The organism is Plantibacter sp. MCCC 1A11337, from assembly GCF_013349365.1.
In the GTDB taxonomy this organism is placed as follows: Bacteria; Actinomycetota; Actinomycetes; order Actinomycetales; family Microbacteriaceae; genus Plantibacter; species Plantibacter flavus_A.
Window position 1 is genome coordinate 1,533,496 of record NZ_JABJWX010000001.1, and the last position, 16,645, is coordinate 1,550,140.

The 16,645-nt window shown below is 69.8% G+C and carries 16 protein-coding genes; 9 read left to right on the forward strand and 7 right to left on the reverse strand.

The genetic code is table 11. From position 1 onward, the window contains the following. Nucleotides 1-206: 206 nt before the first annotated feature. The 5 genes from HOW07_RS07080 to HOW07_RS07100 all read left to right on the forward strand — a co-directional run bounded on the left by HOW07_RS07080 (nt 207) and on the right by HOW07_RS07100 (nt 5,438). Complete coding sequence (locus tag HOW07_RS07080; RefSeq protein ID WP_175116438.1) at nt 207-1,574, forward strand: glutamine synthetase family protein; 1,368 nt, start codon at nt 207-209, stop codon at nt 1,572-1,574. Then, on the forward strand, nt 1,561-2,397 hold the full coding sequence (locus tag HOW07_RS07085; RefSeq protein WP_175116439.1) for a gamma-glutamyl-gamma-aminobutyrate hydrolase family protein: 837 nt from the start codon (nt 1,561-1,563) through the stop codon (nt 2,395-2,397). The genes HOW07_RS07080 and HOW07_RS07085 overlap by 14 nt, the downstream gene beginning before the upstream one ends. Further along, a complete protein-coding gene (locus tag HOW07_RS07090) occupies nt 2,394-3,749 on the forward strand; it encodes an aldehyde dehydrogenase family protein (RefSeq protein WP_175116440.1) in 1,356 nt (451 codons plus the stop codon). The genes HOW07_RS07085 and HOW07_RS07090 overlap by 4 nt, the downstream gene beginning before the upstream one ends. An 82-nt stretch (nt 3,750-3,831) precedes the next feature. Beyond that, nucleotides 3,832-4,620, forward strand: coding sequence for a 3-oxoacyl-ACP reductase (locus tag HOW07_RS07095; protein ID WP_194718745.1), 789 nt, complete (start codon nt 3,832-3,834; stop codon nt 4,618-4,620). Nucleotides 4,621-4,673: 53 nt separating this feature from the next. After that, a complete protein-coding gene (locus HOW07_RS07100; protein WP_175116441.1) occupies nt 4,674-5,438 on the forward strand; it encodes a FadR/GntR family transcriptional regulator in 765 nt (254 codons plus the stop codon). A gap of 90 nt (nt 5,439-5,528) precedes the next feature. Here HOW07_RS07100 and HOW07_RS19630 read toward each other — a convergent pair whose 3' ends face one another. Then, on the reverse strand, nt 5,529-5,651 hold the full coding sequence (locus tag HOW07_RS19630) for a hypothetical protein (RefSeq protein ID WP_255376692.1): 123 nt from the start codon (nt 5,649-5,651) through the stop codon (nt 5,529-5,531). Nucleotides 5,652-5,722: 71 nt separating this feature from the next. On the opposite strand from HOW07_RS19630, the gene HOW07_RS07105 reads away from it, so the two are divergent. Further along, nucleotides 5,723-6,673, forward strand: coding sequence for a LysR family transcriptional regulator (locus tag HOW07_RS07105; protein ID WP_121291546.1), 951 nt, complete (start codon nt 5,723-5,725; stop codon nt 6,671-6,673). 90 nt (nt 6,674-6,763) lie between these two features. Here HOW07_RS07105 and HOW07_RS07110 read toward each other — a convergent pair whose 3' ends face one another. Further along, entirely contained in the window at nt 6,764-7,462 is a 699-nt protein-coding gene (locus HOW07_RS07110) for a DedA family protein (RefSeq protein WP_175116442.1), read from the reverse strand. 171 nt (nt 7,463-7,633) lie between these two features. Here HOW07_RS07110 and HOW07_RS07115 point away from each other — a divergent pair, with 171 nt between their 5' ends. Further along, nucleotides 7,634-8,509: an exodeoxyribonuclease III gene (locus tag HOW07_RS07115; protein ID WP_079001329.1), complete on the forward strand. Its 876-nt coding sequence runs from the start codon at nt 7,634-7,636 to the stop codon at nt 8,507-8,509. Between the two features lie 26 nt (nt 8,510-8,535). Here HOW07_RS07115 and HOW07_RS07120 read toward each other — a convergent pair whose 3' ends face one another. The 3 genes from HOW07_RS07120 to HOW07_RS07130 form a co-directional block, all read right to left on the reverse strand. Beyond that, nucleotides 8,536-10,116, reverse strand: coding sequence for a DUF4832 domain-containing protein (locus tag HOW07_RS07120; RefSeq protein WP_175116443.1), 1,581 nt, complete (start codon nt 10,114-10,116; stop codon nt 8,536-8,538). Between the two features lie 161 nt (nt 10,117-10,277). Further along, nucleotides 10,278-11,870, reverse strand: coding sequence for an amino acid permease (locus HOW07_RS07125; RefSeq protein WP_175116444.1), 1,593 nt, complete (start codon nt 11,868-11,870; stop codon nt 10,278-10,280). Between the two features lie 160 nt (nt 11,871-12,030). Further along, nucleotides 12,031-12,951: an AEC family transporter gene (locus tag HOW07_RS07130; RefSeq protein WP_175116445.1), complete on the reverse strand. Its 921-nt coding sequence runs from the start codon at nt 12,949-12,951 to the stop codon at nt 12,031-12,033. A gap of 164 nt (nt 12,952-13,115) precedes the next feature. Here HOW07_RS07130 and HOW07_RS07135 point away from each other — a divergent pair, with 164 nt between their 5' ends. Further along, a complete protein-coding gene (locus HOW07_RS07135) occupies nt 13,116-14,213 on the forward strand; it encodes a Glu/Leu/Phe/Val dehydrogenase family protein (RefSeq protein ID WP_254628174.1) in 1,098 nt (365 codons plus the stop codon). 79 nt (nt 14,214-14,292) lie between these two features. Here HOW07_RS07135 and HOW07_RS07140 read toward each other — a convergent pair whose 3' ends face one another. Both HOW07_RS07140 and HOW07_RS07145 read right to left on the reverse strand, forming a co-directional pair. Then, nucleotides 14,293-15,306, reverse strand: a complete 1,014-nt coding sequence (locus HOW07_RS07140) for an NADP-dependent oxidoreductase (protein WP_175116446.1) — start codon at nt 15,304-15,306, stop codon at nt 14,293-14,295. A 111-nt stretch (nt 15,307-15,417) separates the two neighbouring features. Next, nucleotides 15,418-15,804, reverse strand: a complete 387-nt coding sequence (locus HOW07_RS07145) for a DUF1304 domain-containing protein (RefSeq protein WP_175116447.1) — start codon at nt 15,802-15,804, stop codon at nt 15,418-15,420. A gap of 138 nt (nt 15,805-15,942) precedes the next feature. On the opposite strand from HOW07_RS07145, the gene HOW07_RS07150 reads away from it, so the two are divergent. Then, nucleotides 15,943-16,524, forward strand: coding sequence for a TetR/AcrR family transcriptional regulator (locus HOW07_RS07150; RefSeq protein ID WP_175116448.1), 582 nt, complete (start codon nt 15,943-15,945; stop codon nt 16,522-16,524). The last annotated feature ends 121 nt before the right edge of the window (nt 16,525-16,645 follow it).

The following is a 16,645-nucleotide window of genomic DNA, read 5'->3' on the forward strand; positions in this document are numbered from 1 at the left end:
TCGGGCTCGCACAACGTCCTCAGATTCGGTTGGCCCGACTCTAGGGCCCGCAATGGTCGCGTGTACATACCTTTGTGAGGAAATCCCTTTCGCAAATGCATCGATCCGCTGGAGGCGTTGTGATGTAATGGTCGGGTTCGCGACCTTTCAGTTCTCCATCGAGGTAGAACGCCGACGACGGGTCCCCCGATCAACGAGGAGCTGCCATGCACCCACGCTCAGGAAACCTGACGCTCGAGGAGCTCACGACGGCCGTCGCCGCGCGCGAGATCGACACCGTGATCCTCGCGTTCACCGATATGCAGGGCCGACTCGTCGGCAAGCGCGTCTCGGCACGCCTCTTCGTCGAGGACGTCGCCGAGCACGGGGCGGAGTGCTGCAACTACCTGCTCGCGGTCGACGTCGAGATGAACACGGTCGACGGCTACGCGATGTCGAGTTGGGAACGCGGCTACGGCGACATGGCGATGATCCCCGACTTCTCGACCCTCCGCCGCGCGCCCTGGCTGCCGGGCACGGCCCTCGTCACCGCCGACCTCCAGTGGCTCGACGACGCCCCGGTGGTCGCTTCACCCCGTCAGATCCTCATCGCCCAGCTCGAACGGCTCGCGGAACGCGGCCTCGTCCCGTTCGTCGGCACGGAGCTCGAGTTCCTCGTCTTCGACGACACCTTCCGGGAGGCCTGGGCGAAGGACTACACGAAGCTGACCCCCGCCACCGACTACAACATCGACTACGCGATCCTCGCCTCGACCCGCATGGAGCCGTTGCTGCGCGACATCCGCAACGCCATGGACGGCGCCGGCATGTACTGCGAGGGCGTGAAGGGCGAATGCAACCTCGGGCAGCAGGAGATCGCGTTCCGCTACGAGCACGCCCTCGTCACCTGCGACAACCACTCGATCTACAAGAACGGGGCGAAGGAGATCGCCGACGCCCACGGCAAGAGCCTCACGTTCATGGCGAAGTTCGACGAGCGCGAGGGCAACAGCTGCCACATCCACATCAGCCTCCGCGGTGAGGACGGTTCGGCCGTGTTCGCGGACCCCGACGCGCCCGACGGCATGTCGAAGCTCTTCCGGCACTTCCTGGCCGGGCAGCTCGCCGCGATGCGCGAGCTGACGATGTTCTTCGCGCCGAACATCAACTCCTACAAGCGCTACGTCGACGGCAGCTTCGCCCCGACGGCCGTCGCCTGGGGACACGACAACCGCACCTGCTCGCTCCGGGTCGTCGGCCGGGGGCTCGGCATGCGCGTCGAGAACCGGGTGCCGGGTGGCGACGTGAACCAGTACCTCGCCGTCGCCGCGCTCATCGCCGCCGGACTGCACGGCATCGAGAACGAACTGGAGCTCGAGGACCCGACCAGCGGCAACGCCTATACGGGCGGTGCGCCCCGCGTCCCGACCTCGCTCCGGGAGGCGGCCGAGCTCTTCTCGCAGTCGACGATCGCCCGCGAGGCCTTCGGTGACGAGGTCGTCGACCACTACCTGAACTTCGCGAAGGTGGAACTCGCCGCCTTCGACGCCGCGGTGACGGACTGGGAGCGGGTGCGCGGCTTTGAACGCCTCTGACCCGGACGTCCCAGCGACCGACCCGCCCGTCTCGAGCGCTCCGCTCATCGGTGTCACGACCTACCTCGAACAGGCCCAGACCGGGGTGTGGGACGTCCCGGCGTCCTTCCTGCCGAAGGTGTACCTCGACGCCGTGACGGATGCGGGCGGGATCGCGGTCCTCCTTCCACCCCAGCCGGTCACCCGAGCGGTGGCCGCCTCCGTGCTCGCCCGCCTCGACGGGCTCATCGTCTCGGGTGGCGCCGACGTCGACCCCGGCCTGTACGGGCAGGCCGCCCACCCACGCACCGGTCGGCCGCGGACGGATCGGGACGCCTGGGAGGAGGCGCTGCTCACGGCGGCGATCGACGCAGAGCTGCCGTTCCTCGGCATCTGTCGTGGCGCACAACTGTTGAACGTCGCGCTCGGCGGGACGCTGATCCAACACCTCCCCGACCTCGTCGGCGACGACTCCTTCCAGCCCGGCGAGGGCGTCTTCGGGCCGAAGACCGTCGCGATCGACGCCGACTCACGGCTGGCCGCGCTGCTCCGGCAGGACGACGACGAGCTCGACGTGCACGTCTACCACCACCAGTCGATCGACCGCGTCGCCGACGGACTCGTCGTCACCGCCCGCACCGAGGAAGGCGTCATCGAGGCGGTCGAGCTGCCGACGGTCCCCTTCGGTCTCGCCGTGCAGTGGCACCCCGAGGAGGAGACGGCCGACCGGCGCCTCTTCGCCGGGCTCGTGGACGCCGCGCGTCGACACCGCGACGCCGGGACCACCGTAGGACTCAGCACCAGCACCACACCCGGCACCGAGAGCAGGAGCACCACACCGTGAGCTACACGATCCTCAATCCGGCGAACGAGCACGTCGTCACGACGGTCGAGCACCTCGACCTCGCCGAGACGGACGCCGCCATCGCCCGCGCCGCTGTCGCCCAGCGGTCCTGGGCGGCCGTCAGCCCCGCCGACCGCGCCCAGGCGCTCCGCCGGTTCGCCGCATCGGTCGACGCCGACCGCGAGCACCTCGCCAGCCTCGAGGTCGTCAACTCCGGCCACCCCATCACCCAGGCGCGGTGGGAGGCCGGTCACGTCCGCGACGTGCTCGAGTACTACTCGGCGTCACCCGAACGGCTCTTCGGTCAGCAGATCCCCGTCGCCGGCGGCATCGACCTCACCTTCCACGAACCGCTCGGCGTCGTCGGCATCATCACCCCGTGGAACTTCCCGATGACGATCGCGGCCTGGGGCTTCGCGCCGGCGCTCGCGGCAGGGAACGCGGTGGTCCTGAAGCCCGCGGAGTGGACCCCCCTGACGAGCATCCGCCTCGGAGAACTCGCCCTCGAGTCCGGCCTGCCCGAGGGCCTGTTCCAGGTGTTGCCGGGCCGCGGATCGGTCGTCGGCGAGCGCTTCGTCACGAACGAGACCGTCCGGAAGGTCGTCTTCACCGGGTCGACCGCCGTCGGCAAGCGCATCATGGCCGGCGCGGCGGAGCAGGTGAAGCGCGTCACCCTCGAACTCGGCGGCAAGAGCGCCAACATCGTGTTCGCGGACGCCGACCTCGAACGCGCGGCCGCCGCCGCCCCCTACGGCGTCTTCGAGAACGCGGGCCAGGACTGCTGCGCCCGGAGCCGGATCCTCGTCCAACGGAGCGTCTACGAGCGGTTCATGGAGCTGCTGGAGCCGGCCGTGCAGGGTGTGGTCGTCGGCGATCCGAACGACGAGGCCACCGAGATGGGCCCGCTCGTCTCCGCTCCACACCTGGCCGCCGTGCGCTCGTACGTGCCCGAGGGTGCGCCGATCGCCTTCACCGGGAGCGCCCCTGACGGCCCGGGGTACTGGTTCGCGCCGACCGTCCTGACGCCAGGCCGCGACGACCGCACCGTCCGGGAGGAGATCTTCGGTCCCGTCGTCGCCGTCCTGCCCTTCGAGGACGAGGCCGACGCTCTCACCCTCGCGAACGACACGGACTACGGCCTCTCCGGCTCGATCTGGACCCGCGACGTCGGTCGCGCGGTACGGGCCGCTCGAGCGGTGGAGTCGGGCAACCTGTCCGTCAACTCCCACTCCTCCGTCCGCTACTCCACCCCCTTCGGCGGGTTCAAGCAGTCGGGTCTCGGGCGCGAGCTCGGTCCCGACGCCCCGCTCGCCTTCACGGAGACGAAGAACGTCTTCCTCGCCGTCGACTGAACGACCCGCACCACCCGGCCCCTGAGCACCATCCCCGGTCCCTGAGCCTGTCGAAGGGCGGGGCAGAGAGAAAGAGCACCACATGACCATCACCCCCATCGACCTCACCCAGCGGCTCGCCGGGAAGGTCGCCGTGATCACCGGCGGCGCGAGCGGCATCGGCCTCGCCACGGCGAAGCGCTTCGCCGCGGAGGGCGCGACCGTCGTCATCGGCGACCTCGACCCGACGACCGGCCAGGCGGCGGCCGAGCTCGTCGGTGGGCTCTTCGTCCAGGTGGACGTGACCGACCAGGCGCAGGTCGACCACCTGTTCGACACGGCGGCCGAGACCTACGGCTCGGTCGACATCGCCTTCAACAACGCCGGCATCTCCCCGCCCGACGACGACTCGATCGAGACGACCGAACTCCCGGCCTGGGAGCGCGTGCAGGACGTGAACCTCAAGTCGGTCTACCTGTGCTCGCGCGCCGCCATCCGTCACATGGTGCGGCAGGGGAAGGGCTCGATCATCAACACGGCGTCGTTCGTCGCCGTCCTCGGTTCGGCCACCTCGCAGATCTCGTACACGGCGTCCAAGGGCGGAGTGCTCGCGATGAGCCGCGAGCTCGGCGTGCAGTTCGCCCGGCAGGGCATCCGCGTCAACGCCCTGTGTCCCGGTCCCGTCAACACCGCGCTGCTGCAGGAGCTCTTCGCGAAGGACCCGGTGCGCGCGCAGCGGCGACTCGTGCACATCCCGCTCGGACGATTCGCCGAGCCCGAGGAGTTGGCCGCGTCCGTCGCCTTCCTCGCGAGCGACGACTCCTCCTTCATCACCGGGTCGACGTTCCTCGTCGACGGCGGCATCTCCTCCGCCTACGTGACGCCGGAATGAGCTGACGACATGCCCGGGCGGGGGACGCGACCCCGGGGAAATAGACTGATCCGATGAGCGAGACGCGGAAGGGCGACGAGGCGACCGAGGTGCTCAGCGCCGAGCTCCTCCTGCGTCCGGGCCGCGCCGGGAACGCGTTCGAGGAGACCGTCCAGCGGCTCCTGCAGTCCATCCGTCTCGGGCTCATCGAGCCGGGCGGTCGTCTGCCGGCCGAGCGCGAACTCGCGACGATGCAGGGGGTCAGCCGAGACACCGTGCGGGATGCGATCGCCGCGCTCACCGAGGCCGGTTACCTGACCTCGCGGCGAGGACGCTACGGCGGGACGTTCGTCATGGACGAGCTGCCCGATGACGAGGCGATCACCGGGTCCCACTCCCCCGAGGCCGGCCGGGTCTCGATCTCGGCGGCGGAGATCGAGGACACGCTCACGCTCCGCAGCATCCTCGAGGTCGGTGCTGCGCGCGAGGCGGCGCAGTGCAAGCTGTCCGGCGCCGACCGCGAACGCCTGTGGCAGGCGCTCGGAGACTGCCGGGATGCGGCGCCCGCCGACTACCGCCGCCACGACTCCCGTCTCCACCTGCTCATCGCGGAGCTCGTGGGAGCGCCCAGCCTGCTGCCGCTCGTCGCCGAGTCGCGCATGCGGGTCAACGAACTCCTCAACGGCATCCCGCTGCTGGCGGTGAACATCGCCCACTCCGACGAGCAGCACGAGCGCATCGTCAAGGCGATCCTGCGCGGTCACCCCGAGGAGGCGGCGCAGGCGATGGCCGAGCACGTCGCCGGCTCCGAGGCGCTCCTGCGAGGCTTCCTCGCCTGAGCGCCTGTCGCGGCGCGGACATGGAACGACCTCCCGGCGACGAGTCGCGAGGAGGTCGGATGCGCCGGTCGTGCCGGCGGGTGCGAGGTCCTAGAAGGACTTCGGGTAGGTGCGGGCCGGAATGGCACGGTAGCCGTCGCGCTTGACGACGACGACCGATCCGACGGCCGCACTCGCAGCGAGGAGGGCGATGATGCCGAGATAGATGGTCATGGTTCTATGAAACGCCCGATCGGGATGAAGGACAAGCGAACAATTCTGACGCGATTCGGTAGCATTTCTACATGGATGTCCGCCGACTCGACCTGCTGCGGGAACTGGCCGAGCGCGGTTCCGTGCACGCCGTCGCCGAGGCCACACATCGCACCCCGTCCGCGGTCTCCCAACAGCTCAAGGTCCTCGAGCGCGAGGCGGGCCTGCCGCTCACCGAACGGCGTGGTCGCGGCCTCGTCCTCACCGACGCCGGCCGGGCACTCGCGGCCAGCGCCACGGACGTCGCCGTCGCGCTCGAGCGGGCGACGAGCGTGTGGGACGAGTACCGCAACCGTCCGATCGGCACCGTCACGGTCGCGACCTTCCCCACCTTCGGGCAGATGGTCGTCCCCGCCGTGCTCCGCAGCCTCGAGGCGGTACCCGGCCTGCGGGTCGTCGTGAGCGATCGCGACCCCGACCTCGAGGACTTCCCCGATCTGGCGGCCGACTTCGACATCGTCATCGCGCAGGCGATCAGCGGCGAGCGCAACTGGGTCCGTCGCGGTCTCCGCATCACGCAGCTGCTCTCCGAGCCGCTCGATGTCGTGCTACCGGTCGGGCATCGCTTGAGCGGCCAGACCGTCCTGACCCCGGCGGACCTCGCGGACGAGTCCTGGATCGGCGTGCCGGTCGGCTATCCGCTCGACCGCCTGCTCCGCAGCATCGAGGCCGAATCGGGCGGCGAGCTCCGAGTGGTGCAGCGGGTGAGCGACAACCGCATCGCGGAGGCGATGGTCGCGGCGGGCCTCGGCATCGGGCTCCTCCCGCGGTACACGGCGAGCGGCCCGGAGCGCGGCATCGTCCTCCGTCCGCTCGCGGGGCTCGACGCGACCCGTCGGATCGTCGCACTGTCGCGTCCCGACCGCGCCGAACGCCTGGCGGTGCGGACGGTCCTCGACGCGATCCGCGCGGAGGCGCAGTCGGTCGCCGCTTCGCACACGGCGCAGGAACCCGAGGAACTCACCACGCCCCGCTGGGTGTGAGCTGGACCGTTCTCAGGAGTCCGTCGGTGCGCCGGTGGCGGCGACCGCGGACACACCGCTCGAGTCCTGAGGACGGTCCCGGCGGGACGGTCAGCCCTCGGCCCGACCGACGCCGCTGCGCTCCCGGCGGTACCGCTGCACGCCGCGCCAGACCGCGACGCCGACGGCGATCACGACGCCCGCGATGACCACCTTCTGAAGGATGCCCGCGTACTCCTCGACGATGTGCCACTGCTCGCCCAGGAAGAAGCCGGCGAGGACGAAGATGGTGTTCCAGATCGCACTGCCCGCGAAGGTGAGCAGGGTGAACCGCAGGACCGGCATCCGTTCCACGCCGGCGGGGACGGAGATGAGACTCCTGAAGATCGGCAGCATCCGACCGAAGAACACCGCCTTCGAGCCGTGCTTCTGGAACCAGGCCTCCACGCGGTCGACGTCCTCGACGTGCACGAGCGGCACGCGCTCGGCGAGCCGTCGCATCCGGTCGCGTCCGAGCACCGCCCCGATCGCGTAGAGGGCCAGCGCACCGATCACGGAACCGGCCGTCGTCCAGACGAGGACCTCGACGAGACCGAGCTTGCCCTGACTGGCGGCGAATCCGGCGAGCGGCAGGATGATCTCGCTCGGCAACGGCGGGAAGAGGTTCTCGAGGGCGATGGCGAGCCCGGCTCCCGGACCGCCCAACGTCTCCATGAGGTCGACCGCCCAGTCGGCAACCCCTCCGAGGGCGCTGTCCCCTCCGGTCGAGGCGGCGGACAGGCTGGACGTGGCGGCGGTGGACGTCGTCATACCCTCGACGCTACGCGACACCCGCTCGCCATCCCTGGGAACCTCCGCTCAATCCCCCACCCGTCGGTTCCACCGAACCGGCCCGTTCTCAGGACCGCTCCGGCGTGGCGAGCCTCACCCGGCGCGACACGCCGGAGGTCTCCTGAGAACGGAAACCGATAGCGTTGGGGCATGCGCATCGCCACCTGGAACGTCAACTCGATCCGTACCCGCGTCGGCCGCGTGGTCGACTGGCTCGTCCGTGAGGACGTCGACGTCCTCGCCATGCAGGAGCTCAAGTGCAAGCCCGAGCAGTTCCCGATGGAGGCCTTCACGAAGGCCGGCTACCAGGTGGAGCTCCACGGTCTCAGCCAGTGGAACGGCGTCGGCATCGCCAGCCGCCTTCCGATGGAGGACGTGCAGATCGGCTTCCCCGACATGCCGGGCTTCGGCAAGCCGCCGGCGAGCCTCGCGCTGGACGGTCCCGGATTCGACGCCGACGGCCTGCCGCTCGAAGCTCGAGCCATCGGCGCGACGGTCGACGGCGTCCGCCTCTGGAGCCTGTACGTCCCGAACGGCCGCGCGGTCGGCGACCCGCACTACGACTACAAGCTCCGCTGGCTCGCCGCGCTCGAGGCCGACACCCGCTCCTGGCTCGCCGAGAACCCCGAACTGCCGCTCGCGCTCATGGGCGACTGGAACGTCGCCCCGCTCGACTCCGACGTCGGCGACCCGAGCTTCGGCCCTGGCTCGACCCACATCTCCGCGCCGGAGCGCGCCGCCCTCGCCGCCTTCGTCGACGCGGGACTGCAGGACACCGTCCGCCCGTTCGTCCCCGAGGGCTACACCTTCTGGGACTACAAGCAGCTCCGGTTCCCCCGCAACGAGGGCCTCCGCATCGACTTCATCTACGGCTCGCAGGCGTTCGCGGACCACGTCGTCGAGGCGTCGATCCACCGCAACGAGCGCAAGGGCGACAGTCCGAGCGACCACGTTCCCGTGGTCGTCGACCTCGACTTCACCCTGTCGGACGAAGAGGACGACGACTCACCGATGATCTTCGGCTGAGCCGTCGCCCCTGCACCCGAGTCCGGTCAGGCGTTCCGACGCCGGCGGGCGAGCAGGAGCGCGAGGGCTCCGAGCGCCACCACGCCACCGCCGAGGACCGCGGGAGCGATAGACGAGACGCCCGTGTCGGGCAGCCTGGCCGCAGCACCGGCCACCGGTTCGGCCATGACGACGCCGTCAGCGCCGACGCTCACCTGACGCTGCAGGCTGTTCACACCGGTCTCCGCGTCCCAGGTGCCGACGTTCGCCGTCTGGACGGCGTAGAGCGGATTCGTCGCGACCGACTCGTGCGTGGCGGGCAGCGACAGCGCGGTGTCGTAACGACCGGCCGGGACGTCGGCGAGTGACGCCTGGAGCGTGACGGTCTCCCCCGCGCCCCAGGTGCGGGCGTCCGAACCGAACGGGACGCGCACCGTGCGCTCGGCGTTCGACAGGACCAGGTAGGCGGGCCGGCTGTTGTACGGAGCCGCCCAACCGTCGTTCCGGACCGTGAGCGAGAGCGTGCCGTCCACGACCGAGCTCTCGGTCATCACGAAGCGGTAGCCGAGTCGCTTCGCGGTGGTGTCGAGGTTCTCCTGACCCCAGGACTGCAGGACGTCCTGCAGGTAGTCCCAGTTGAGGTAGCTGAAGTTGTAGCGTTCCATCTCGGCCGAGGCCGTCGCCCACTCCGACCGCGGCGGGTTCACGTTGCAGGTCTCACCGCCCACCGGCACCCAGTCGCCCTCCTGTGCGAGGTAGTCCTGATCGAGCGAGATCGGGTCGGACAGGTACGTGCCCCAGTCGTCGGGCGCAGCGAGGAAGCAGTCGTTGTGGTGGCCGATGCGCGAGATGGCGCTGCCGTCCCAGGCCTGCGCCTCGGTGATGGCCCCGGCGGTCCCGGTCGGCACCCCGAGGATGTTCTGCTTCATGTTCATGGTCCGCACCTGGATGGAGCGGTCGGCGGGAACCGCCTCGAGGAGTGCCTCGACGACCGCACGTCGCTTCGCCCAGTCCTCCTCCGTGAGTACCCCGGGGTTCGCCGGGTCGGCGGCGAAGTGATCCGTGTAGTACCCCTCACCCCAGAGGCCGACGAACCCGGCCTGCACGACGGAGATGACGTCGGCGTTGTCCTGGAAGATCGGCGTGAGCTGCTCGATGTGGGTGAGCACGATGTCGAGCGGCGCGTCGCCGTAGGGCGGCGTGTAGGGCCAGTCACCGCCCGCGAGGTACGCGAAGCGCGGGATGATCGAGATGCCGGCGGTGCGAGCCGCGTCGAAGTCCGCCTGGACGAGCGCGAGCCAGGCGGGGTCGAGGGTCGGCTCGGCCACGAACCGTTCCATGTAGAAGACGCGGACGAGCTCGGTGATGCCCTCCTCGCGGTAGGCCGCCAGGGTCGCCACGTCGAGCGGCGTGTACCCCGACCCACCCGCGGTCCCCTCTGGGTAGTAATGGGTGTTGTTGGTGTGGTCGAAGCCGCGCTCGGGATTCGCGATGATCGCATCGCTCGGCTCGTAGGCGACCGTGTCGGCCGGGGTCGGGGCAGGTGCCTGCGCCGCGGCGCTCAGCGGGGTGGCGACGACGATGCCGCATGCGGCAAGCACGGCGACGAGACGGAGACGACGGTTCACGGGAACTCCAGCGGGGTCCGGTGGTGCACGGAAGAGGTTGCCCACATCCTGCTGAACCGACACCCGAGGTGCAAGGGAATGCTCGAAACCCACCCCAAGTGATCACTATCGCTTAGCGATTCACCTCGGAACGCCGACCAGGTCGCCGCCCCCGCTCCCGCCTAGGACTTCGGTGCGCCCCCGCGCTTCCGCTTGTTCGCATCGATGGCGGGACGCTCCGCGACCACCGGCCAGGTGCCCGTGTGCCCCTCCCGTGCGGCCGCGGCAGCCAGGATTCGAGGCTTCGCCGCGAACCATCCGACGATGAGCAGCGGGATGAGGACGATGAGCGAGGCGAGGACCCAGCGGCCCGTCTCGGAGAAGCCCATGGTCACGAGGACGAACAGGAGGAACGCGAGCGTCAGATACGACGTGAACGGTGCCCCGAACAAGCGGAACGACGGCCGCTCGACCTTGCCCTGCTTCGCCCAGCGCTGCAGCTGGATCTGGCAGAGGATGATCGTCGCCCAGCCGCCGATGATGCCGATGGCCGAGATCTCGAGCACGAGCTCGAACGCCTTCGACGGGTAGAGCGCGTTCAGCAGGACGCCGAGCAGGGTGAGCACTGCCGTGAGCAGGATCCCACCGAAAGGGACGCCGTTCTTACTCATCTTGCCGGTGAAAGCGGGAGCCGAACCGTTGACGGCCATCGACCGGAGGATGCGACCCGTCGAGTACAGCCCGGCGTTGAGGCTCGACAGCGCTGCCGTCAAGACCACGAAGTTCATCACCGACGCCGAGATCGCCCCGGCCTGCTCCGACCCGATGTGCGAGAAGAAGGTGACGAACGGACTCTCGCCGGCCTCGTAGGCCGTGTACGGCAGCAGGAGCGACAGCAGCAGCACCGAGCCGACGTAGAAGATCGCGATACGGAAGATGACCGTGTTGACGGCCTTCGGCATGATCTTCTTCGGCTCCGCCGTCTCACCGGCGGCGGTTCCGACGAGTTCGATCGCCGCGTAAGCGAACACCACCCCGGAGATCGCGATCATCGGTGCGAACGCCCCGACCGGGAACAGGCCACCGTTGTCGCCGATGACCGAGAACCCGACCGCACCGATGTCGGTCCGGCCACCGAAGACGATGAAGCAGACGCCGACGATGAGGAAGATCACGAGCGCCGACACCTTGATCAGCGCGAACCAGAACTCCATCTCCCCGAAGAGCTTGACGGAGACGAGGTTGAGCGCGAGCACGACCACCAGGGCACCGAGCGCGAAGACCCACTGCGGGAAGTCCTCGAGCTCCTTCCAGCCGAACAGCTTGCCGAAGGTCTTGATGTAGAGCGCTGCCGCCGTGACATCGACGATCGAGGTCATCGCCCAGTTCAGGAAGTACAGCCAGCCGGCGCCGAACGCCATCTTCTCGCCGTAGAACTCACGCGCGTAGGAGATGAACGAGCCCGACGAGGGGCGATGCAGCACCAGCTCGCCGAGGGCGCGGAGGATGAGGAAGGCGAAGAACCCGCACAGCGCGTACACGAGGATGAGGGCCGGCCCGGAGCTGTTCAGCCGCCCGCCCGCGCCGAGGAAGAGCCCGGTGCCGATCGCCCCGCCGATCGCGATCATCTGGATCTGTCGGGGCTTGAGGGTCTTGTGGTACCCCTGTTCCTCGCCCGAGAAGTCCTGCACGGCGAGCATCTCGTCGCCGACGGTCTCGCGGGACGCCGCCCAGTCTCCGGAGCGTTCGTGTCGTGGGGTCGTGCCTTCGGTCATGTCGTCCCATCGGGTCGGGTCCGACGGCGCTCCGCCGGGCTGGACGGTGGTATATCTCAGTCCTGCCCGCCCAAGAGTAGTCGTGAACGTTCGGCTTTTCCGGCCATCACTGTCCATGCTTCGGAGGACAGCGGCACGGCGGACCGACCGGTTCCGAACGTCAGGCGAGCAGCGCGGCGACGACGACCAGGACCGGTACGGAGAGGATGGTCGTCAGCAGGACGGTGTCGCGGGCGAGCGCGACACCCTGCTCGTACCGGCTCGCGAAGTTGTAGACGTTCTGGGCCGCCGGAAGGGCTGCGAGGACGACGGAGGCGAACAGCGGCGTCCCGCTCAGCCCGAAACCGAAGTGGGCGATGAGGTAGGCGAACACCGGCATCAGGATCGACTTGATCGCCGTCGCCACGAAGATCTCGCGACGCCCGCTCCCGGCCTGCAACGGTCGCATGCCGTGCAGTGACATCCCGAAGGCCATGAGGATGAGCGGCACGGCGGCGCCCCCGAGGAGTTCGAACGGGGCCATCACCGGCTCGGGCAGGCGCACGCCGACGAGATTGAGGAGGACGCCGACGATCGACGCGACGATCATCGGGTTGCGGAACGGCTGCGTCACGATGCCGACGAACGACACGGTGCCGCGCTGTCTGGCGTCGAGGATGGTGAGGGCGATCGGAGCGAAGACGAGGAGCTGCAGCAGGATGACCGGCGCGACGTAGCCGGCCTCGCCGAGGACGTAGACGGCGACCGGGATGCCGATGTTGTTGGCGTTGACGTAACCCGAGCCGAGTGCGCCGATCGTCGCGACGGAGAGGTCCTTGAGCAGCCACACCGCGTTGAGCAGCACGAAGAGCGCCGCCGCCGAGAGCGCGCTGGCGAGGGCGACCCAGATGAAACTGCTGAACACCTCGTGCAGGTCGGCCGTGGCGAGCACGGTGAACAACAGCGCCGGGTTCGTGACGAAGAACGCCACCCGGTTGAGCACATGCCCGGTCGTCGGGCCCCCGACCTCGAGACGCCCGGCGAGGTAGCCGACGAGGATGACGGTGCCGATGATCGCGAACCCCGTCAGCACTCCACCCATGCCGTCCAGCCTAGGTGCAGCCCGTCCACCGGCCCGGTCGAGCCGACGGTTGTGGAGCGGGCGGCCGGCGTGGAGAATCTGGGGAGGAGAGCCGGGCACCACCATCGCCCCGCGATCCGCTCCCACCAGGAGCCCGCACCAATCACCCACGAGGAGATCCGACGATGACGTCATTCGACCCGGTCGCGTCCAGCGACGCGATGCACAGCACCACCCTCCCCCACGAACGCCTCTCCATCAGCCGCGGCCCGCGCTCCGGGCTGACCATCAGCGTCGCCCTGCACTCCACCGCCCTGGGACCGGCCCTCGGCGGCGCGCGACTCTGGCGGTACGGGTCCTGGCTCGACGCCGTCGACGACTCCCTCCGCCTCGCCGCGGGGATGACGATGAAGAACGCGGCCGCCGGTCTCGCACACGGCGGCGGCAAGTCCGTCATCCACCTGCCCGTCGGCACGACCCTCGACCCCGCGGAGCGCCGCGACGCGATGCTCGACCTCGGCGACGCGGTCGAAGCGCTCGGCGGCACCTACCGCACCGCGGAGGACGTCGGCACGACCGCCGACGACATGGCCGTCGTCGCCGAGCGGACCGACCACGTCAGCGGGCTGCCGGCGGACCGCGGAGGTGTCGGCGAACCGAGCGAGGCGACGGCGGCCGGCGTGCACGCGGCCATCACCGCGACGCTCGAGACGGTCTTCGGCACCCCGCTCGTCGCGGGCCACCGGGCGACGGTCTCCGGACTCGGCCAGGTCGGCGGCCGACTCGCCCGGCGCCTCGCGGCCGAGGGGGCACGCCTCATCGTCACCGACGTCGACCCACGCAAGCGCGCCCTCGCCGAGGAGATCGGCGCCAGCTGGATCGAAGCGGGCGACGAGCACCTCGTCGAGACGGACCTCTTCGTGCCGTGCGGTGTCGGCGGCGCCCTGAACGCCCGGGTGATCGGCCAGCTGCGGTGTCGCGCCGTGGTCGGGGCGGCGAACAACCAGCTCGCCACCCGCGCCGACGCAGTGACCCTTGAGGAGCGCGGCATCCTGTGGGCGCCGGACTTCGTCGCGAACGCCGGCGGCGTCATCTACCTCGCCATGGCGTCCGAACCGGGCGCCGATGCCGCGGCCATCGAGCAGCGGGTGTCGGCGATCGGGCGGACCGTGCAGTCGATCTACCGGGACGCCGCTGCGGAGGGCGTCACGACGCTCGTCGCCGCCGAACGCCTCGCGATGGCCCGCATCGATGCGGCGGGCGGGGTCCTCACAGCGGTCTGACGACGGCGAACGGCCCGTCCACCCGGAGCGGGTGGACGGGCCGTCGGTCGCCAGTGTCAGGCGACGTCGAGGGATCGCGTCAGAGCTTGACGACCATCTTCCCGGTGTTGGCGCCGCGCATGAGGGCGAGGAACGCGTCGAGCGTGTGGTCGAGGCCCTCGTAGACGGTCTCGTCGAAGACGACGTCGCCGTTCTGCAACCAGGCACCCATCTCACCGGAGAACGCCGGGAAGTGCTGCGTGTAGTTGCCGACGGTGAAGCCCGTGAGGGTGAGCCCGCGGGTCACGATGTTCGACAGGTTGCGCGGGCCCTCGGCACGCTCGGTGTCGTTGATCTGCGAGATGACGCCGCAGAGCGCTGCGCGTCCGCCGTCGTTGAAGGCGTCGATCGCCGCTTCGAGGTGCTCGCCCCCGACGTTGTCGAAGTACACGTCGATGCCGTCGGGTGCCGCGGCCGCGAGCTGCTCGGTGACGGGTCCGTCCTTGTAGTTGAAGGCGGCGTCGTAGCCGTACTTCTCCGTCAGCAGGGCGACCTTCTCGGCCGATCCGGCCGAACCGATGACGCGCTTCGCGCCCTTGAGACGGGCGATCTGGCCGACCATCGTGCCGACGGCACCTGCCGCACCGGAGACGAACACCGTGTCGCCCTCTCGGAACTTGGCGACCTCGAGCAGACCGACGTACGCGGTGAGGGCCGTCATGCCGAGGACGCCGAGGTAGGCGGACAGCGGGACGCCGGGGAGCTCGGGGACGACGCGGAACCCGCCGGCGTCCTCCTGGACGAGGTCTCGCCAGCCGAACTGGTGCAGGACGACGTCGCCGACGGAGAAGCCCTCGGCGGCCGACTCGACGACCCGGCCGATGGCTCCGCCGGTCATCGTTTCACCGAGCTGGTACGGCGCGACGTAGGAGCGGGCGTCGTTCATACGACCGCGCATGTAGGGGTCGACCGAGAGGAAGAGGTTCTGGACCCGGAGCTGGCCGGGCGCGAGCTCCGGGAGCTCGACGGAGACGGTCCGGAAGTCGGACTCGGTCGGCCAGCCGACCGGTCGCGAGACGAGCTGGATCTGGGTGCTGAGCGTGGGGGTGTTCACGTGGTGCCTTTCCTTGGTGCGGTGGTTCGGTGCTCCGGTGGAGGCGCAGCACGTCGTCGGGTTGCGGACGGGGTGGGGTGGACGATCGGAGCAGTCGGTCGACTGCGATCGTCAGACGGCCAGCGCGATGACGAGCGCGACGAGTCCGAGCAGCGGGGCGGTCCCCTGGACGATCGCGGCGCGTGCCTTCGTGCGGTCGGAGGTGATGAGGACGAGCGAGGCCAGCAGCATCGAACCCGCCGAGGCGAAGACGAGCGCGGCCCCGATGCCCGTCGAGCCGGCGATCAGGAACACGATGCCGACGATGGTGCCGATCGCGAGGAAGAGGTTGTAGAAGCCCTGGTTGTACGCGAGGCCCCGGGTGGTCTCCGCCTCCAGCTCGCTGGTACCGAAGGTCTTGCGCGTCGCCGGCTCGGTCCAGCGCAGCGACTCGAGCACGAAGATGTAGACGTGGAGGAGGGCGGCGATGCCGACGAGGACGAGACTGACGACGAGCATGGAACGGCCTTCCGGGAGGTCGGGGTGGAGTCACTCGGGCTGAGCGACATTCTGTACCGATGGGTCTACTATAATAGTGGAACGCTCGGTACACAACCCACCCGTCCGGAGGACCGGCCGAGCCAGGAGGAGGGACCCATGGGACGCACGCAGGAGTTCGACACCGTCGCCGTCGTCCAGGCGGCGCGCGACGTCTTCTGGGACCGCGGCTACGAGGCGACCTCGCTGGCAGACCTCGAAGCGGCCACCGGCCTGCGGCGGTCGAGCCTCTACCACGCCTTCGACAGCAAGCGCGGACTGTTCGACGCCGCCGTGCAGGACTACCTCGACACCGTCATCCGACCGCGCCTCTCGGTGCTCGCGCGGGCGACGGACGGCAGAGCCGGGCTCACCACCTACTTCTCGGGCGTGCAGACCGTCATCGCGACGCTGCCCGACGACTCCCCCCGCCGCGGTTGCCTCCTCCTCAACAGCGCGGCCGGCCTCGCGGCCCACGACGATGCACTGCGCGAGGTCGTCGACGGCTACCGGGCCGAGCTCACCACCGCGGTCTCGGACGCCCTCGCCCTCGCCCGTCCCGAGGCGGACGCGGACGAACTCGCCGCGGCCGCCCGGCAGCTCACCTCGTTGTCGGTCAGCGCGCTGCTGCTCGCCCGGGTCAACCGGGAGGAGGCCGTCGCCATCCTCGACGTCGCCGTCACGCAGGTCGGCAGCTGGTAGCGGATGCATAACACCGGAACCCTCCGGATGTCACCGGCGGACGCCAATGTGACGCTCTGTTTCGGCGACCGAGAGCGGTCTCCCGCCCTCGCGTAGCATGGCGGGCACCCCACCCCTGGAG